Source organism: Pseudoalteromonas distincta (assembly GCF_000814675.1).
Classification (GTDB): Bacteria; Pseudomonadota; Gammaproteobacteria; order Enterobacterales; family Alteromonadaceae; genus Pseudoalteromonas; species Pseudoalteromonas distincta.
Genome location: NZ_JWIG01000015.1, coordinates 173,278 through 191,329, shown reverse-complemented (window position 1 = coordinate 191,329; position 18,052 = coordinate 173,278). Strand labels below are relative to the sequence as shown.

Annotated in this window: 16 protein-coding genes; 7 read left to right on the top strand and 9 right to left on the bottom strand. The window is 39.4% G+C overall.

All coding sequences use genetic code 11. The features are described from left to right. Positions 1–82 precede the first annotated feature (82 nt). Positions 83–457, top strand: a complete 375-nt coding sequence (locus tag QT16_RS10400) for a MaoP family protein (protein ID WP_024596244.1) — start codon at positions 83–85, stop codon at positions 455–457. Between the two features lie 86 nt (positions 458–543). Next, positions 544–1,779 carry a response regulator gene (locus QT16_RS10395; RefSeq protein WP_039488333.1) on the top strand — a complete coding sequence of 412 codons (1,236 nt, stop codon included), beginning with the start codon at positions 544–546 and terminating at the stop codon, positions 1,777–1,779. A gap of 16 nt (positions 1,780–1,795) precedes the next feature. Here QT16_RS10395 and rarD read toward each other — a convergent pair whose 3' ends face one another. Beyond that, positions 1,796–2,713 carry an EamA family transporter RarD gene (rarD, locus tag QT16_RS10390; RefSeq protein WP_039488332.1) on the bottom strand — a complete coding sequence of 306 codons (918 nt, stop codon included), beginning with the start codon at positions 2,711–2,713 and terminating at the stop codon, positions 1,796–1,798. Positions 2,714–2,764: 51 nt separating this feature from the next. Further along, positions 2,765–3,220, bottom strand: a complete 456-nt coding sequence (locus tag QT16_RS10385) for a thioesterase family protein (RefSeq protein WP_002961375.1) — start codon at positions 3,218–3,220, stop codon at positions 2,765–2,767. Positions 3,221–3,353: 133 nt separating this feature from the next. On the opposite strand from QT16_RS10385, the gene recQ reads away from it, so the two are divergent. The 4 genes from recQ (at position 3,354) to QT16_RS10365 (ending at position 7,985) form a co-directional block, all read left to right on the top strand. Further along, positions 3,354–5,177 carry a DNA helicase RecQ gene (recQ, locus tag QT16_RS10380; protein ID WP_039488331.1) on the top strand — a complete coding sequence of 608 codons (1,824 nt, stop codon included), beginning with the start codon at positions 3,354–3,356 and terminating at the stop codon, positions 5,175–5,177. Positions 5,178–5,184: 7 nt separating this feature from the next. After that, on the top strand, positions 5,185–5,469 hold the full coding sequence (locus tag QT16_RS10375; RefSeq protein WP_002961372.1) for a DUF3630 family protein: 285 nt from the start codon (positions 5,185–5,187) through the stop codon (positions 5,467–5,469). A 169-nt stretch (positions 5,470–5,638) separates the two neighbouring features. Continuing rightward, a complete protein-coding gene (locus QT16_RS10370; RefSeq protein ID WP_039488330.1) occupies positions 5,639–7,348 on the top strand; it encodes a BamA/TamA family outer membrane protein in 1,710 nt (569 codons plus the stop codon). A gap of 64 nt (positions 7,349–7,412) precedes the next feature. Then, the gene (locus QT16_RS10365; protein ID WP_039488329.1) at positions 7,413–7,985 is read left to right on the top strand and encodes a mechanosensitive ion channel domain-containing protein; all 573 of its coding nucleotides are present in this window, start codon (positions 7,413–7,415) and stop codon (positions 7,983–7,985) included. 356 nt (positions 7,986–8,341) lie between these two features. On the opposite strand, the gene QT16_RS10360 is transcribed toward QT16_RS10365, so the two are convergent. From QT16_RS10360 to QT16_RS10350, 3 genes are read right to left on the bottom strand one after another with little or no spacing between them, the layout of a single operon-like run. Continuing rightward, positions 8,342–9,400, bottom strand: coding sequence for a succinylglutamate desuccinylase/aspartoacylase family protein (locus QT16_RS10360; protein WP_002961978.1), 1,059 nt, complete (start codon positions 9,398–9,400; stop codon positions 8,342–8,344). Continuing rightward, positions 9,387–10,292 carry a 30S ribosomal protein S6--L-glutamate ligase gene (gene rimK, locus QT16_RS10355; RefSeq protein ID WP_039488328.1) on the bottom strand — a complete coding sequence of 302 codons (906 nt, stop codon included), beginning with the start codon at positions 10,290–10,292 and terminating at the stop codon, positions 9,387–9,389. Before rimK ends, QT16_RS10360 begins: the two co-directional genes overlap by 14 nt. A 2-nt stretch (positions 10,293–10,294) precedes the next feature. Further along, positions 10,295–10,729, bottom strand: coding sequence for an ATP-dependent zinc protease family protein (locus QT16_RS10350; RefSeq protein ID WP_002961974.1), 435 nt, complete (start codon positions 10,727–10,729; stop codon positions 10,295–10,297). 287 nt (positions 10,730–11,016) lie between these two features. On the opposite strand from QT16_RS10350, the gene QT16_RS10345 reads away from it, so the two are divergent. Continuing rightward, entirely contained in the window at positions 11,017–11,988 is a 972-nt protein-coding gene (locus QT16_RS10345; RefSeq protein WP_024605062.1) for a zinc transporter ZntB, read from the top strand. 287 nt (positions 11,989–12,275) lie between these two features. On the opposite strand, the gene QT16_RS10340 is transcribed toward QT16_RS10345, so the two are convergent. The 4 genes from QT16_RS10340 to parC all read right to left on the bottom strand — a co-directional run bounded on the left by QT16_RS10340 (position 12,276) and on the right by parC (position 18,051). Further along, positions 12,276–13,445 (bottom strand): polysaccharide lyase family 7 protein, encoded by a 1,170-nt coding sequence (locus tag QT16_RS10340; RefSeq protein WP_039488327.1) that lies wholly within the window; start codon positions 13,443–13,445, stop codon positions 12,276–12,278. 1,100 nt (positions 13,446–14,545) lie between these two features. Next, positions 14,546–14,881: a ribonuclease E inhibitor RraB gene (gene rraB, locus QT16_RS10335; RefSeq protein WP_002961968.1), complete on the bottom strand. Its 336-nt coding sequence runs from the start codon at positions 14,879–14,881 to the stop codon at positions 14,546–14,548. Beyond that, positions 14,881–15,594 (bottom strand): 1-acylglycerol-3-phosphate O-acyltransferase, encoded by a 714-nt coding sequence (locus tag QT16_RS10330; protein WP_039488326.1) that lies wholly within the window; start codon positions 15,592–15,594, stop codon positions 14,881–14,883. The genes rraB and QT16_RS10330 overlap by 1 nt, the downstream gene beginning before the upstream one ends. Before the next feature lie 162 nt (positions 15,595–15,756). Beyond that, the gene (parC, locus tag QT16_RS10325; RefSeq protein ID WP_002961963.1) at positions 15,757–18,051 is read right to left on the bottom strand and encodes a DNA topoisomerase IV subunit A; all 2,295 of its coding nucleotides are present in this window, start codon (positions 18,049–18,051) and stop codon (positions 15,757–15,759) included. Position 18,052 lies beyond the last annotated feature (1 nt).

Sequence of the window (18,052 nt, the reverse complement as noted above, 5' to 3'; positions counted from 1 at the left end):
CTCACGATAAAAATAATTTGTTTAATAAATTGCCAAACTTGCATCATACTCCAGCTAATTACTAAGGTATGAGGATAAAGCTATGAGCAATAACATTTCATTACTACGCCAAGCATTTGTTAGCCAACGTCAATTTTATGATGATCAAAACTTTCCACGAGGCTTTAGCCGCAGCGGAAACTTCACCTTATTAGAAGCCAGCATACTTGAACAACACGGAGTTGTTTTAAAAGGCTTATACAGTAAAACAATTGAGCCGCAAAACGAACACCAAGAACAGTTTGTAGCAGTCGTAACTGGCTCACAAGAACCTACCAACCCAATCGAACGAGCTTGGGTAAAATACTTAAAACTAACGACCTGCAAAACTAAGTTTCATACTTTATTTGGCCGTTCAAAAATGTCGAGCCCGGCACCGATTAGCCAAGAGTATTATTCAGAAGCGGATAATCTGTAAGTACTTAAGTTATTTGCTTTTTTGCGTTTTAACAGTTACAACTTGTATAAGCAAATATTTTTGCAAAATATATATAGGGTTGTTCCGTGACGCGAAAAATACTAATAGTTGAAGATACACCTGCCATGGCGCGAGTGCAAAAGCACATCGCGCTTAAGGCTGGTTATGAAGTTGATATAGCTGAGTCATTAGCGCAAACAAAAGAGCTTATAAGTAAAAATAGCTATTTTTGCGCTGTAGTTGACTTCATATTACCTGATGCCCCATCTGGTGAAGCTGTACCTTGTACTATTAATGCAGACATTCCAACTATTGTAATGACGGGCAATATTGATAAAAAAACTCGCGACACTGTAGAAAAATACCCAATCATCGATTACATCATTAAAGAAAATAAACAAGCTTATCAGTACCTCGAAAAACAGTTACAGCGCCTGCCTCGTAACGAAAATGTAAAAGTACTCGTTGTTGACGACTCTAAATCGACCCGACGATACATTTGTAGTTTATTAGTGCGCCATAAGTATCAAATTATTGAAGCGCAAGACGGACAAGAAGCGTTAAACCTCCTTGAAGCTTCACCTGATATCTCAGTTATTATTACTGATAATGAAATGCCCAACATGAATGGCGATGAACTATGTAGCGAGATTCGCCGCTTATATAGCAATGATGAAAAGGCTATTATTGGTATTTCGGGTTCTGACTCTGTAGGGCTTTCTAGCTTATTTTTAAAAAATGGCGCAAACGATTATTTGCACAAACCTTTTAATAGCGAAGAGTTTTACTGCAGGCTTAGTCAAAACGTCGATATGTTAGAACTTATAGCCACCATAAGGCGACAAGCCAACACGGATTATTTAACTAATTTACCAAATCGTCGTTACTTTTTTGAAGAAGCTGAAAAATCATTAAAGCAAATAAAACATACTAAAGGTGACGGTGCTTTAGCTATGCTTGATATTGATCACTTTAAATCAATTAACGATACATACGGGCACGATGTTGGCGACGAAGTATTAAAAGGGCTCTCTATTTGCTTCAGTAAATACTTTAAAAAGCACTTAGTAGCGCGCTTAGGTGGTGAAGAGTTTGCAGTTTATTTTATAGATGTAGATAAACAAGAAGCCCTTAAACGCCTTGAAGGCTTTAGGTATTTTATAGAAATGAATAGCCAAGAGTTTAGTAAAGCTAAAATAAAATTCACCATTTCTATTGGCTTTGCAAACGGGCCTGTTTATCAAATTGATGAACTTTTAAAACAGGCCGACTTAAAGCTTTACGACGCTAAAGAATCTGGTCGTAATAAAGTAGTTAGTTAACCATTTTATTAGTTAATTATACTTCTGCGGCTGTAATAGCCGCTTTTTTACGTTTGCGTGATTGATGGTAAGAGTCCCAACTAAAAATAGCCAGTGCACTCCAAATGCATGCAAATGTTACTACACGCTCTGCATCAAACACTTCACCATAAAACACCACAGCTAGTATAAACATTAAGCTTGGCCCAATGTATTGAAAAAAGCCAAGTGTAGTATATTGCAAACGCTTAGCTGCACCGGTAAAACACAGCAGTGGTAATGTAGTTACAATACCTGCACTAATCAGTAGTACATTAGTATGCCAATCGTTAGCTGGCAGGCTTGATGTTGCTGTAGGCACCATTAACCACCAATAAATAAGTGCAACAGGCAGTAATATAAGTGCTTCGAGTAAAATGCCAGGCAAGGCTTCAACCGGTAACTTTTTACGTAATAAACCATAAAGTGCAAATGATATAGCCAGTGAAAAGGCAACTACCGGAAACGAGCCAAAACTAATTAGCTGCAGCACTACACCGCTAAAGGCAAGGGCTACTGCTACGCCTTGGAATTTACGCAGGCGTTCGCCTAAAAAAAGCATACCCAGTAATACATTTAAAAGAGGATTTATGTAATAGCCCAAGCTTGCATCAAGCATGTGATTATTATTTATAGCCCATATAAATAAACCCCAATTAAACCCAAGCAGTGCAGAGGTTATAACAAGCATAAGCAAAAGCTTAGGTTGAACGATAATGCGTTTAATTTTACCCCAATACCGTAAAACACTTACTACCAATACTAAAAACACAACCGACCAAATAACCCGATGCATTAAAATTTCAAAAGCAGAAACATGCTGAATCAACTTAAAGTATATTGGCGCAAGGCCCCACATTAGAAAAGCAAGACAAGCAAAAATAGCACCTTTACGCTGCTCAGTATCAATCGACATAATAAACACTTAGTGATTTAAAAGGCCGCTAGTTTACTTGCCATACGCGTTTTATCCAACTAAATACGTGCCGGTTCCAAAAGCAATTTGAACAGACTGTTCGTTATGTAATTCCATTCTGCATACACATACTTTATTACCTGAACGAATAAGTGTTGCGCTGGCAGTAAAGCTCTCTCCTTTACCAGGGCGCAAATAATCAGTACGTAAGTCGATAGTCCCAAGCGTGGCTAATTTTGTTTGCACACTTGTGATATCTAAATCGGTGAGTTTATCAATTACACTTGCTGCAGCGAGCATACCGCCTACATTATCAAGTACGGCTGAAATAACACCACCATGGAGTATTTTTTGCGCAGGATTACCAATGAGTACATCCTGCCACGGGAACGTAATTTTGGCCTGTTCAGGGCTTAACGACTCAACCGATATTTTTAAAAACTGGTTAAACGGCATGCCATTTACAAATAACGCGCCCACTTGTTCAATTAACATTTCTTTATTCATTATTATTCTCTATGTCAAAACAGGTAAGATGAGTAAAACATACATAGTGTAAAACTACGAGACTCCACTTAAATAATTTATCAAGTAACTCAGCTAAAGACATCTCACTAAAAAACCACTAAAATACCCGCCAATGAATACATCAACTCCACCTTCTAGCACCCTTGTGCGTAAACCCGAAACTGTCCTCAAACAAGTGTTTGGCTACAGTGAATTTCGCGACGGTCAAAAAGCAGTTATTGATGCCGCTATTAACGGTCAAGACTCGCTTGTATTGCTTCCTACTGGCGGCGGAAAATCGGTGTGCTACCAAATCCCTGCTTTAGTACTCGAAGGCGTAACTATTGTTATATCTCCGCTTATATCGCTAATGCAAGATCAGGTAACGCAACTGCAAGCTCTTGGGGTAAAAGCCGCTTACGTTAATAACAGCTTAGCACGAGAAGAACAGCAATTGGTGTATCAACAGCTTCATCAGGGGCAAATTAAGCTCTTATATGTGGCGCCTGAAAAAGTATTACAACGCGAATTTTTAGAGCGTTTATCGCATTTAAATGTGGGTTTATTTGCCATTGACGAAGCGCACTGTGTGTCGCATTGGGGTCATGACTTTAGACCTCACTACTTTCGCTTAAACGAATTAAAGCAACGTTTTGCACATGTCCCAATGATGGCATTAACCGCCACCGCCGATAAAGCCACACGGTTTGATATAGTTGAGCAATTAAAACTACAACAGCCTTATATTCATACTGGCAGCTTTGATCGCCCCAATATTCGTTACACCATAGAAGAAAAATTTAAACCTATGGTGCAATTGCTTCGCTACCTAAAGGAGCAAAAAAGCCAAAGCGGTATTATTTATTGCACCAGCCGTAAACGCGTAGACGACATTGCTGAAAAGCTTGCAGATGCTGGACTAAACGCTGCCGCTTATCATGCTGGTATGAGTAACGAGCAACGGCAATTTGTACAAACCGGGTTTGCCCGTGACGATATACAAATAGTGGTCGCAACCGTTGCTTTTGGCATGGGCATAAACAAGCCTAATGTGCGTTTTGTACTGCATTACGATATTCCAAAAAGTATAGAGTCGTACTATCAAGAAACAGGTCGAGCTGGGCGAGATGGACTTGCCACAGAAGCTATAATGTATTTTGACCCAGCTGATATAGGTCGCGTAAGGCGCTTTTTTGAAGACATAGACGACGAGCAACGCCGCCGCGTAGAAGAACAACGCTTTAACGCAATGGCAAGCTTTGCCGAAGCGCAAACATGTCGTCGTCAAATATTACTTAACTACTTTAGTGAATATCAACGCGAACCTTGTGGCAACTGCGATATTTGCTTAAATCCGCCAAAAAGCTTTGATGGTACGTTAGTCGCCCAGCAAGCACTTTCGTGTGTGTACAGAGCGGGACAACGTTTTGGACTTGGTTATATTGTTGAATTACTTCGCGGTGCAAACACGAGCCGCATCCGCGATAATAATCATCATGAGTTAAGTACCTACGGCATAGGTAAAGATAAAAGCAGTGAGTTTTGGCTCAGTATTTTACGCCAGCTTATTCATCAAGGCTTACTTAGCCAAGATATAACACAAGGTGCATCACTTAGATTAACAGAAGCCGCGCGTGTAATTTTAAAAGGTGAATACGCACTGCAATTAGCCGAGCCACGCCTGCAAGCCAAACACGTTTATCAAGATAAGTTAGCGCAATTTAATTACGACAAAAAACTGTTTGCTCGCCTGCGCGCACTTCGTAAAGAACTTGCTGATGCCGACGATGTGCCACCTTATGTAGTATTTAATGATAAAACGTTAGCCGAAATGGCGCAGCTTATGCCAACAAACGACAGTGAATTTTTAAAGGTCTCAGGTGTTGGTTTTACTAAGTTAAATAAGTACGGCGGCGAATTTTTAACGGCAATTCGACATTACCTAGCTACTAATTAAGAGCATTATGACCCAAATAGAATATGACCATACACACAAATGTATTTTGATTAATCCCATTGAGCTACCAAACGATGAAGACTTTGAGCTGTGGAGTACATTATTTTTACACTCAGACGAAGTAACACTCAATGAGTACTCTGCAGGCGCCGATCGCCACCAAGTTCGCTTTACCTATAATCATCAAACCTTTAATTTAAACTATGAGCATTACAGCCAAAGCATCTGGATTAATGCCGAAGGTCATGAAGCTGAACACTTACTCGCCGCTTTAGCATTTTATTTAAGCTAGCTTTTAATGCCTAGCGCATAGGTCGCTGCAAACCAGCTGGCTATTAACAAAAGTGAATATGAGTAACAATTAATTAATTTCAAAATCCATACCTTTTACTTACATTATAATAACAATGATGTAAGCTGATATTACGATAGTCATTTGCTACGTAGCAGTAAGAGGTTTAATGGTGAGCAAGAAATGGATAGCACAATGTTGTATTAGTTTAACGGTTTTAAGCTTTTATGTGCCTAATACGTTCGCACAACAATCTTCAATGAAAACTGATAACTGCCTTGTAGAACAGACAGATTTAAGCACAAATAAAAACCTACGCCGAGAAGTTCAAGACAAAACAACCCTCACGCACAGTAATAGTAACGCTAAAATAGCCTCAATAAAGCTCAAGCAACTTAATGTATTTAATACTGAGCTTGAAGAGGAAAATAATGCCCTATTCCGTTTTGCTAATCGCGCTCACATTCAAACAGAGCCCGATGTCATTAATAACCTTTTATTATTCTCCCCAGGTGACAAGTACGACGCTAAAAAGCTCGCAGAATCTGAGCGTTTACTTCGCAAAGAAAGCTACTTATATGATGCACAAATTAGTGCTACCGAAAACTGCGACGGCGACGTTAATGTAGAAGTGGTTACCCGTGATTTATGGACACTTTTACCTGAAGTGAACTTTAGTCGTAGCGGTGGAGAAAACAAATCGAGTATAGGTTTTAGAGAATCTAACCTGCTTGGGTGGGGTAAGCGCCTTTCTTTTTCGCGTACCACTGACAGCGATCGCAGCGGTTACTTATTTGTTTACGACGATCCTAATATTTTATCTACTCGCTACCGAGGCCGTTTAGAGTACGCCGATAACAGCGACGGCAAGCGCCATTTGCTTGAGCTAACCTATCCATTTTACGCAATTGACACCCCCTTTAGTTACGGTATTTTAAGCTATTCTGAGCAGCGCGAAGAGTCATTATATAAACGCGGCGAAGAGTTTAGCGAATTTGATCAAACTACCGATTTAAACCGTGTATTTATAGGACACTCTAAAGCGCTTAATAATAATTGGACCCAGCGACTAACGTTAGGCTATACCGATGAGCAACATACCTTTGAAGCTATAGACACTACATTTGCACCACTTGCCGATGACAGAAGCTTAAGTTACCCCTTTATAAGCGGCCATTGGTTTGAAGATAACTACATAAAAGTACGCAACTTCGACAGTATATCTCGCACTGAGGATTTAAATTTAGGTTGGAATATTAAAAGCTTAATTGGCTATTCAGATGAGTCATTAAGTAATGACGACAGCCGCGCGGTGTATTCTTTTAACTTTAAAAAAGCCCACTTTACTAACGATAATACCTTATGGCGTTTTAGTGCTGATATTGATGGCTATTGGAATAAAGAACAGAAAAAACTCGAAAACTTTATGGCCACCACCCAAGTACAATATTATTTAAATACCAGTGAAGACCAATCTTGGTATGTTAAAGCCCGCGTGCAATACGCCAAAAACCTGACTGCTGATCAACAGCTTACTTTAGGTGGCGAAACAGGCCTGCGTGGTTACCCAATGGATTATCAACATGGCGACCGCAGCTTTTTAGTTAATTTAGAAAAGCGCTATTACTGGGAGTACGATTTACTACAACTATTTAAAGTGGGTGGCGCAGCATTTGTAGATGTAGGCAGAGCATGGTTTAACGATGAAGATAACGGTGAAAATGCACATGTATTGAAAAATGTAGGCGTTGGTCTGCGTTTGGCACCGAGTCGCGCAAATTCAGGAACCATGATCCACATTGATATTGCCGCCCCTGTTGATAGCTACGACGATGTAGACTCAGTCCAGTGGCTAGTAAGCGTTAAAAACACTTTTTAAATAATACAAACACGTTAAACTAATACCAATTGCATTAAATTGTTATGAAAGTTCAGGACCTAATGTGGAAATAATAGAAGTTTTAGAATTGTTTGCATCACAATATAAGTTGGTTGTAACTATAATCGCTATTTTGGTTTTCCCTCTTCTATTAAAAATAACCAAAAAACTACTCGAAAAAGCGATTAAAGGCAAAGTAGATTTACACCGAAAATACCGTGCAGAGCTTTTACTAAAAATTATACTCGCCTTTGTAGTACTGTGTTTGGTTTTAGTATTTTGGGGTATAGAGCTGCGTGGTTTATTGGTTTTAGGCTCTTCTTTATTTGCCATGTTAGGGGTAGCACTTTTTGCCGCTTGGTCATTATTGAGTAACCTCACCGCATTTTTACTGATGTTTATTCAAAACGATTGCCGCGTTGGTTATTGGGTACGAATTATTGATGGTGCGAATCATGTTGAAGGGCGCATTGCTGAAATGGGCTTAATGAATGTAGTACTTGAACATATTGATGGGCACCGTGTAATTTACCCTAACAATTTATTTGTGACCCGTCCTGTCATGGTTTTGAATAAAGAACCAAAGCCAACTAAAACCCCTGTTATAAAGCGTATTATTGGTCCTAAAAAAACATAGTTAAAAAATCATATTCACAAAAAAGCCGCAGTAGTCAAAATACCTACTGCGGCTTTTTAATGCTTAACTAGCCAAAATTAAGACTAGGGCGTGTTGATCTTTGATGGTTGAATTTGCAGCAGTATGTTTGGTTTTTAGGCAAGGCAGAGCCTATGAAGTGTGGTTACTCCCCATAAATAGGCGATAACGCAGCATAAATGCCAAACATGCGCTGCCCTTCGGGTTCTGCCTAGGGGCGATAAACTCTTTGTTACTCGGTTTTTACTTAGCCCACTAGGTTACAAACCTCGCGCCGCGATTTAATCTTCCTTGGATTGAACAAATTTCAATCCGCAAAGTTAAACACGCCCTAGCTATTAGTTATTTAGCTCAGCTGTTTTAAGCTCGTCATCTAAATCATTTATCTCATCAATAAAGTTCTCTAGTTGCTGCTCTACTAAACTATTGTCATTTGCAAAGTAAGCAAGGTGGAATACCGCATCACCTTCATTTACCAATGGCATCGTCTGCTGACCAATAACAATACCGCCTTTAGGCGCTAAAAGCTCAAGCTCAGAATCCCCTAGAGGGCTACTTATATATGCAAGCACTTGCCCTTTAGTTACATGCTCCCCTAGTGATACTTGTGCACGCACAATGCCATCAACCTCTGCACGTATCCAACTAGTCGAACCTGCAATAATAGGATCTGGTAATTTTTTAGGGCGCTTGCCACGGATCATTTTTAAATGACGCATAACATAATCAACGCCCTGCACACCTGCCGCAATAGCGATAGGGTCAAAGCGTAGCGCTTCGCCTGCTTCATAAGTAATAACAGGTATACCTAAGTTTGCGGCTTCACTGCGTAATGAACCATTACGAAGGGATGCATTTATAACCGCCGGCGTACCAAATGCTTTAGCCATTTCAGCGGTTGCTTCATCTTCTAAATTAGCGCGAATTTGCGGTAAATTAGTACGATGAATAGCGCCAGTATGCAAATCAATAATGTGAGTACAATGTACTGCCACTTGATTAAAAAACATATAAGCCATACGCCCAGCTAATGAACCACGTTCAGAACCTGGGAAACTGCGATTCATATCGCGTCTATCTGGTAAATAACGCGATTTGTGAATAAAGCCAAACACATTCACAATAGGCACAGCGATTATTGTTCCGCGCAGTTGGCTTGGATCTATTTTAGCAAGTAACTGACGCACAACTTCTACACCATTTAGCTCATCACCATGAATAGCCGCACACACCATAAGCACTGGGCCTTCCATTACACCATTAACCACTTCAATAGGAATGTTAAGTGGTGAATGGGTGTAAAGCTTAGCAGCTTCTAAGGCAAGCGTTTTACGCTCGCCTACGCCTACATTTTCTCCTAATAAGGAAAAAGGACGGTTAATTTTAACCTTTGCCACGTGTTGCTGTTCCTTTACTTGAGGCATTTTTTTCGATGAAATCAATCACCATACCTGCAATATCTTTACCTGTTGCTATTTCAATGCCCTCTAAACCCGGTGATGAGTTAACTTCCATCACAAGTGGCCCTCGATATGAGCGAAGTAAATCAACTCCCGCTACATTTAAGCCCATTGATTTAGCCGCTGCTACTGCCGTTTTACGTTCCTCTGGAGTAATGCGAACTAATGTAGCGCTACCACCACGGTGAAGGTTGGAGCGGAACTCACCTTCTTGTGCTTGGCGCTTCATTGCTGCGATTACTTTGTCGCCTAGTACAAAACAACGTATGTCTGCCCCACCCGCTTCTTTAATATATTCTTGAACCATAATATTGGCTTTTAAGCCCATAAACGCTTCAATAACACTTTCAGCTGCTTTGCGTGTTTCAGCAAGTACAACACCAATGCCTTGTGTGCCTTCAAGTAATTTAATTACAACAGGTGCACCGCCTACCATTTCTAGTAAGTCTTTTACGTCATCGGGTTTGCTGGCAAAACCTGTTACTGGCATACCAACGCCTTTGCGCGAAAGTAACTGAAGTGAACGTAATTTATCGCGCGAACGAGAAATAGCGACTGATTCGTTTACAGGATAAACACCCATCATTTCAAACTGACGAAGTACCGAACAGCCATAAAATGTAACCGATGCACCAATACGCGGGACAATTGCGTCAAATTCTTTTAAGTTTTCACCGCGATAGTGAATTTCTGGTTGCTCAGAGTTGATATTCATATAACAACGCAATGCATCAATCACTTTAACTTCGTGGCCGCGTGCTTCTGCTGCCTCAATTAAGCGACGTGTTGAATATAGCTTTCTGTTACGAGATAAAATACCGATTTTCATAGTTAAACCTTACGACCTAATAGTTGAGATAAAGCCGGGTCAACGACTATACGATTTTCCATGGCTGTACGCCCTAATAACATTCTAAACTTCATTGTTGCACGGCTTGTTAAAGTAAGCTCGATAGGCCAGCTATGCTCGCCTGCATGTAATGTAGTTTCTATAAAGTAGCGTAGCTCTTTTTGCCCACTTGAGCTGGTTACGTACTTCATTTTTTTAACTTTTGCATTGCAAGTGACTTGCGTTTGCTCATCATCTTGCAGTGGTTGGGCCGTAAATTTAACCCATTTTTCTGAGTCAACTTCGTATTCTTCAATGTTAATTGCATGAATACATGAAGTGCGAGCGCCAGTATCAATTTTTGCTTTTATCTCGTTAATACCAAGCTCAGGTAAACTTAACCACTCACGCCAACCAACTGTGATCTTTGCTGTCATAAATGTGCCCTTAATAAAAAAGTGACTTATACGCTACAGGTCAAAAAACACCAACGAAATAAATTTATCTAGTCGATTAGTAAATTAAATTGATCTTTTTAAGCAACTGGTCACACAATGCACGCCTTGCTAAGCCGTACTTTAATGCCACTTTGCTCAACACAGAGGCTCTGCATATATTTTGCTATTTAAGCTTAACTTATTAAAAGTAAAGGTAAGCCTGTAAGCAACTAAGTAGATACACTATAGTTAACAGTATTAAAAATACACTATTATGAGAACTAATTATGATTAATGGTTTACTACATGCACTTGTACTTGATGGACAAGGCGGCGCTCGTCCTATTGGAAGCACTAATGAGCTAAATAGCTGGCAACCAAGCCAAGGTAAACTTTGGGTGCACATGGATTATAGCCAAAGTGAGGCAGTTGAGTGGCTCAAGGCACAGCCTCACTTAAACGATTACGAACTAGAGTCTTTAATTGCTGACGAAACACGCCCACGTATTACGGCTACAACTAACGGGCACATGTTATTTTTACGTGGTGTAAATTTAAATCCAGCACAAAGCCCTGAAGACATGGTTTCAATTCGTTTATTTATTAGCGAAGACATTCTTATTACTACCCGTAAGCGCCGTTTATTATCGGTGCAAGATACGCTCGCCTGTTTAAATGAAAATAAAGGCCCATGCAATATTTCTGAATTAGTGTGCTCTATAACACAAAAATTAACCTCACGTATGCAAAGCGTTATTGACTCACTAGATGAAACACTCGACGAGTTTGAAGAAGAAATAGATGAACCAAGTAAAAAGTTTGACAACCAAGGTTTATCACAGTTGCGACGCCAAACTATTGCCTTAAAACGTTATTTAAAACCGCAAAAAGAAGCCCTTAGTTCAATGGTAAATAACCACTACCTATGGTTATTAGATGACGATAAAGCAAAACTTAATGAAACCACCAACTTATTAATTCGTTATCTTGAAGAGCTAGATAGTTCGATTGAGCGTGCGCAAATTATTCAGCAAACAATCACTAACCAAGTTTCTGAGCAGTTAAACCAGCGAATGTATGTTATGTCTGTAGTGGCAGCACTTTTTTTACCGCTGGGCTTTTTAACGGGGCTTTTAGGTGTAAACGTAGGAGGCATTCCTGGTACAGAGAGCCCTTATGCGTTTAGTGCTTTTGTCATATTTTTAATTGTGCTCACTGGCGGTATTGGTGTGTATTTTAAAAATAAAAAATGGTTATAGTGCCAATCCGCAATAATGCTTAATCAATTTGAGGGATTAAATCTGACGCTAACTGCGTTAAAAATTTCTGATATACGACTGCATGGATGCAGGAGGTAGAGCAATGCAGGAGCAATTAGTGATAACAACTAAATAACGAATTTTCACCTTGTTGTCGATACGGTTTTCTTACCTCAAAATAGATCACTTAATTAAGCCAATGGTATAAATTAAGTTTATCCCGTTAAAAAATAAAAAAAAGCCACTCAATTTAAACTGGGTGGCCTTCTAAACTACTAAATAAATAATTAATTAGTTCTACGCGTGTAACTAACGTCAGTCATTGTTACTTTAGCCTTAGTAATACCTAAATCTTTAAAGCACTCTTTAAATGAATCTGAGTTACCTGACTCGCCACACTCATCTAGTGTATATGGGTCTTGTGATTGGAGATAATTACCAAACTTGAAGTAAGACTCTGAATCATCTTCTACCGGAATACCAAAAGTTGTACCTAGTGCAGTTACATCTACATCACCGTAATTATTTACTACTTTTAGATTAAATGAACCACCACTTCTGATAGTACCTAGTGCATGTTTTTCTTCTTTACCACTGGTGTTACGTAAGCGAACATATACATCAAAAATTCCATTACCCGCTACGCTATCATCAAAACCTGATTCATCAGTATCTGAAACATATACTTTTGAAATCGTACCTGTATCGCTAGCATGGTGTTGAGAAATAATCGTTTTACCACCATCAGACATTTCCACTTTTACAGTTGCCTCAAAAACCTCATAGGTTTCGGTCATTGCAGCACGAGCACTTTCTTTTACTTTATATTCATGACGCCAGCCATTACCGTTTGGAGTGATATGACGCGCTTCTAGAGGAACAAACTCTAAAGTATTGCTATTTACTAATGGATGAGGATTGTTACCTTCAAGGTCAAAAATACTACCGTTGGTGATGTTGCTTGCTATACCAGAGCCACTACCAGTGTCGCCACCGCCAGTATCACCGCCGCCTGAAGTGCCCTTAGTTAATGAAAAGTTATCAAAACGAACATCGTTTGAGCTCTTATCGTGCTTGGCAAATACTTGTAGCGTACCTGTATTTGCTGTGGTGAAAGTTCTAGATACTTTTGTCCATGAAGAAACGTTAAATTTCTCATTTTTAAACAAACCATTAAGATCGTTAATGCCGATTTGACCCTTACCAAGTACATACGCACTTAACGTGTACTGAGTATTTCGATCTACATCTACATTCTGGTAAACACGCCCTGGGCTACCTTGAATTTTTAATGATTTAGAGCCCTTATAAGCACTACCTGAGATAGCTGCAGGTTCTGTTTCATTCCAGTTACTCCAACCATCTTCAAACCCAGCATTATTGATCGTCGCCGCTTGTACAAAACTTGAGCTTGCAGTCATGGCTGCAAGCATAAATAGGGATTTTTGGTTAATCATTATCTTTATTTCTCCAAACCTGTACATGAAAAATCTTACTACATGGCTTTAAATGAGTATTTCACTCAAGCCTAGATCACCGCCTGTAAGCAGGTTTTAATTTATGTTTTTATGTAAAATTGGTAACAATAAAACGATTAAAAAACCAAATTTGGTCTACAAATAATTATTACCAATAATGACAGCCAGCTGGGCTGAGACATAAGTTATATTGCTTGTAATAAATTTGCAACAATTTATTTAATAAGTAATAAGTATTAATTCCATTTAGATTAACCGAATTAAAAATAAATTAAAGCAATTAAAATCAACAAGTAAAATAAAAAAACATCAAATAAAAAAGAAAACCCAGATGAGGAACAAAATATAAAATAATAAAAAATCATTAATTATAACAATTTAATTGGTAATTTATTAAACAACCAAGAAATCATACTTTTGTAGTAATAAAATTTATTAGTTTTTATTTTACGTAGTAAAGCTTACGTTCAGTTTAATGCACTAAAATACCATTGGTTAACCAATTACCTCGTACTATTTGTATAAATAAAATTTAAGCATGGCAGTACAAGATGCATTTGAAATAAGAATTTAAAAATTAAATATTAGTGAAAGCTAGCTTAAAAAACTTAAGAGGTATTTGAGCTCAGTGGGAGGAATTCTTTTTTGTAGATAATTTTATTAATGATATTTATACAAAAAATACCAATAAGCTTTAAATAAAGTATTAAAAATACCTAGATGGTTAATTTAATTTAGCTCATATTAGATTTTTTAGCAGAATTCGGCGTGTTTTTTTGTGGATTGAAATTAGTTTAATCTAGGGGCTGTTAAATCGCGGCGCGAGGTTTATAACCTAGCCAGCCAGGTAGCAATTCCTACGTTATGCGACTGGCTTACCTTTATGTGAAAGCAAGTAAAAACAGAGCAAAGCTTCCGCGTCCTGTTCACGCCCCTTACCACATCGATTTAGGCAACAAAGAGTTAATCGCCTTTAGAGATTATCTAAAGGGCAGCGCATGTTTGCTAGCACGCTTTTACAGGCATTAAAAAAGACGAGCACTTTGCAATGATCGCCCTTTTATATAACAGTCAGCTAATTACTCTTGAAAGTAAGTGCCCCAACCGTCGTATTCAACATCGCACTCAACGGCTAGTTGCGCTAGCTTATCAACGTCTTCCATAATAACGTCTACGTCTAGCTCAGCTTCAACTACAATGTCAAAGCTCCAAATTTTACTGCCATCTTCAAGTTCAAGCTCTGCTGGCTCTTCAACATCGTAGCCTAATTTAAAAGCAGCCAATGCAGCTTGCTCTAGTTTAGGGAAGTCTTCACACACAAAATGGTGTTCTACTTCATAAAGTATTTCAGGATCTGATCCATCTTCAAGTAGTGAACTTACGATGTCTTCACTTATTTCACGCCAGTTTTCCATTATTTTTCTCTCACTTGAGCATCTAATTCAGTTATTTTAGCAGCCATAATGCTATGCACGCTTTTAGCATGCTCACGCGCGCTAATTTCTTTATCAAGCGGTATAGGCGCTAACATTTCGATGTAAATTGTACCATTATCCCAACGATTTAGCTTAATGCTTTTATGTGTTGTATTCATACATACCGGAATTATGGGTACATCTGCGCTCATTGCGGTGTGAAAAGCACCTGTTTTGAACGGTAGCAACCCTCTTCCATAGCTTCGTGTGCCTTCTGGAAACATCCATACAGATAAGCCATTATTTTTAATTTTTTCGGCTGCTTTGGAGATAGTTCCCGCTGCTTTAGAGCGATTCGATCTGTCTATTAATATATTACCCGACAACCAATAAAGCTGACCGAAAAATGGGATCCACTTTAAGCTCTTTTTCCCCAAACTTACGCAGTTTTTAGGCACCATTGCAGGCACTGTAAATAAGTCGTAGCTATTTTGATGATTAGCAACATAAACTGCAGGGCCTGCATCAATTGCATCTTTATGACGTGTTAAAACTAATTTAACGCCAATCATTTTAGCCATTGAGCCAAACCAGCCCGCTATAATATGTACATTATTGGGATGAAATGGTCTTACAATCGAAAGTAATAAACCAAAAATACAACTGAATAATATAAACATCAGCATAATAAAAACGCGTATAACAGCTAGCAAATGAGTTTCTCCAAAGATCAATTATGATTATTATAGCGTTATTTTGTGACACAGACGAGTCAATAGCGCACAAGTGTACGCTGAAATATGCAAGCTCTTTATTTTAAAACAAAAACGGCCTGCAAATGCAGACCGTTTTTATTTATACAAAAAAGTAATTGGTTACTCTTCGTTAATGGCTTCTATTGGTTCATCATCTTGTGGGGTTAGCTCAACAACGGCTTCGTCAACACGCTGTAAGCCGCGCGGTAGTTTATTACCCCTACGCCCTCGCTCACCATGATAATGCTCTAAATCAGATGGTTTAAGCGTTAGTTTACGCTTACCAGCATGAAGCGTAACACTGCTTCCTTGTGGCACAACAGCAAGCACTTTCACAAACTCTTCACGGGCTTGTACTTTAGCTCCAGGAATAGAAATAATCTTATTCCCTTTACCTTTGCTAAGTTTTGGTAAGTCACGCAGCGGGAATAAAAGCATGCGACCTTCGTTAGAAATAGCCATACAGTAATCACTAGCAACATCGTTCACCCTAATAGGAGAAAGTAATATTCCACCCTTAGGGACACTTACCAGCGCTTTACCATTTTTATTTTTACTCACTAAGTCTTTAAAGTCGGTAATAAAGCCGTAACCTGCATCTGACGCCATAAGCAATACTTGCTCGTCTTCACTCATTACCACGTGCTCAAAATTAGCACCTGGTGTTAAGTTAAAACGACCTGTCATTGGTTCACCTTGGCTACGCGCCGAAGGCAGACTGTGCGCATCGGTTGCAAATGCCCGCCCTGCTGAATCTAAAAATACAGCAGGTTGATTGCTCTTACCCCGAGCCGAGGCTCTAAAGCCATCACCTGAACGGTAATTTAAGCCTTGTACATCTAAATCATGGCCTTTACCAACGCGTGCCCAGCCTTTATCAGATAGCACAACAGTGACTGACTCTGATGGGATTAAATCTTTTTCGTTAAGTGCTTTCGCTTCTGAGCGCTCAATCACTGGCGAGCGACGATCGTCACCGTACATTTCAGCGGCTTCTTGAATTTCTTTTTTAAGCAGTGTCGACATACGACGTTCTGAGCCCAAAATTTGCGCTAATTTATCACGCTCTTTGGCTAGTTCATCTTGCTCACCGCGAATTTTAAACTCTTCAAGTTTTGCTAAATGACGAAGTTTTAATTCTAAAATAGCTTCTGCTTGCGTATCAGTTAAATCAAAGCGCTCCATTAATACAGGCTTTGGTTTGTCTTCGCTGCGAATGATTTCAATCACTTCATCGATATTTAAAAAGGCGGCTAATAAACCTTCTAAAATATGCAAACGTGCTAATACTTTATCTAAACGATACTGTAAACGACGACGCACTGTTTCGCGTCTAAATGTTAGCCACTCACTTAAAATACAGCGCAAGTCTTTAACTTGCGGGCGACCATCTAGGCCTAGCATGTTTAAGTTTACGCGGTAATTTTTTTCAAGATCGGTGGTTGCAAATAAGTGCGCCATTAATGGCTCAGCTTTAATGCGGTTTGAGCGCGGAATAATTACAATGCGCGTTGGATTTTCGTGATCTGACTCGTCACGTAAATCAGCAATCATAGGTAATTTTTTAGCGTTCATTTGCGCTGCAATTTGCTCAAGTACTTTACCACCTGAACATTGATGCGGCAGCGCTGTAATAACAATATCGCCATGCTCTTCGGTGTAAACCGCACGCATTTTGATTGACCCACGACCGGTTTTATATATTTTATGAATATCGGCTTTTGGGGTAATTATTTCAGCATCTGTTGGGTAATCTGGTGCATGTACAAGCTCAAGTAATTCTTCAAGCTCTGTTTTTGGTTTATCAAGTAATAAACAACATGCGCTAGCCACTTCACGTACGTTATGTGGCGGAATATCTGTTGCCATACCTACGGCGATACCCGTTATACCATTGAGTAAAATATGCGGTAAACGAGAAGGCAATACTACAGGTTCATCCATGGTGCCATCAAAGTTTGGCGTCCAATCAACAGTGCCTTGGCCAAGCTCTTTAAGCAGTACTTCTGAAAACTTAGATAAACGCGCTTCGGTATAACGCATTGCTGCAAACGATTTAGGGTCATCTGCCGCCCCCCAGTTTCCTTGTCCATCTACCAAAGGATAGCGATAAGAAAACGGCTGCGCCATTAATACCATAGCTTCGTAACAGGCACTGTCGCCGTGTGGATGGTACTTACCAAGTACGTCACCCACTGTACGGGCTGATTTTTTGTACTTAGCGTTAGCCGACAAGCCCAGTTCGCTCATCGCATAAATAATACGACGCTGCACTGGTTTTAAGCCATCACCTACATGCGGTAGGGCACGGTCCATGATCACGTACATGGAATAATTTAAATAGGCGTCTTCGGTAAAACGCCCCATTGTTTGTTGCTCAATTCCTTGCATTAGCAAGGTATCTGTATCACTCATT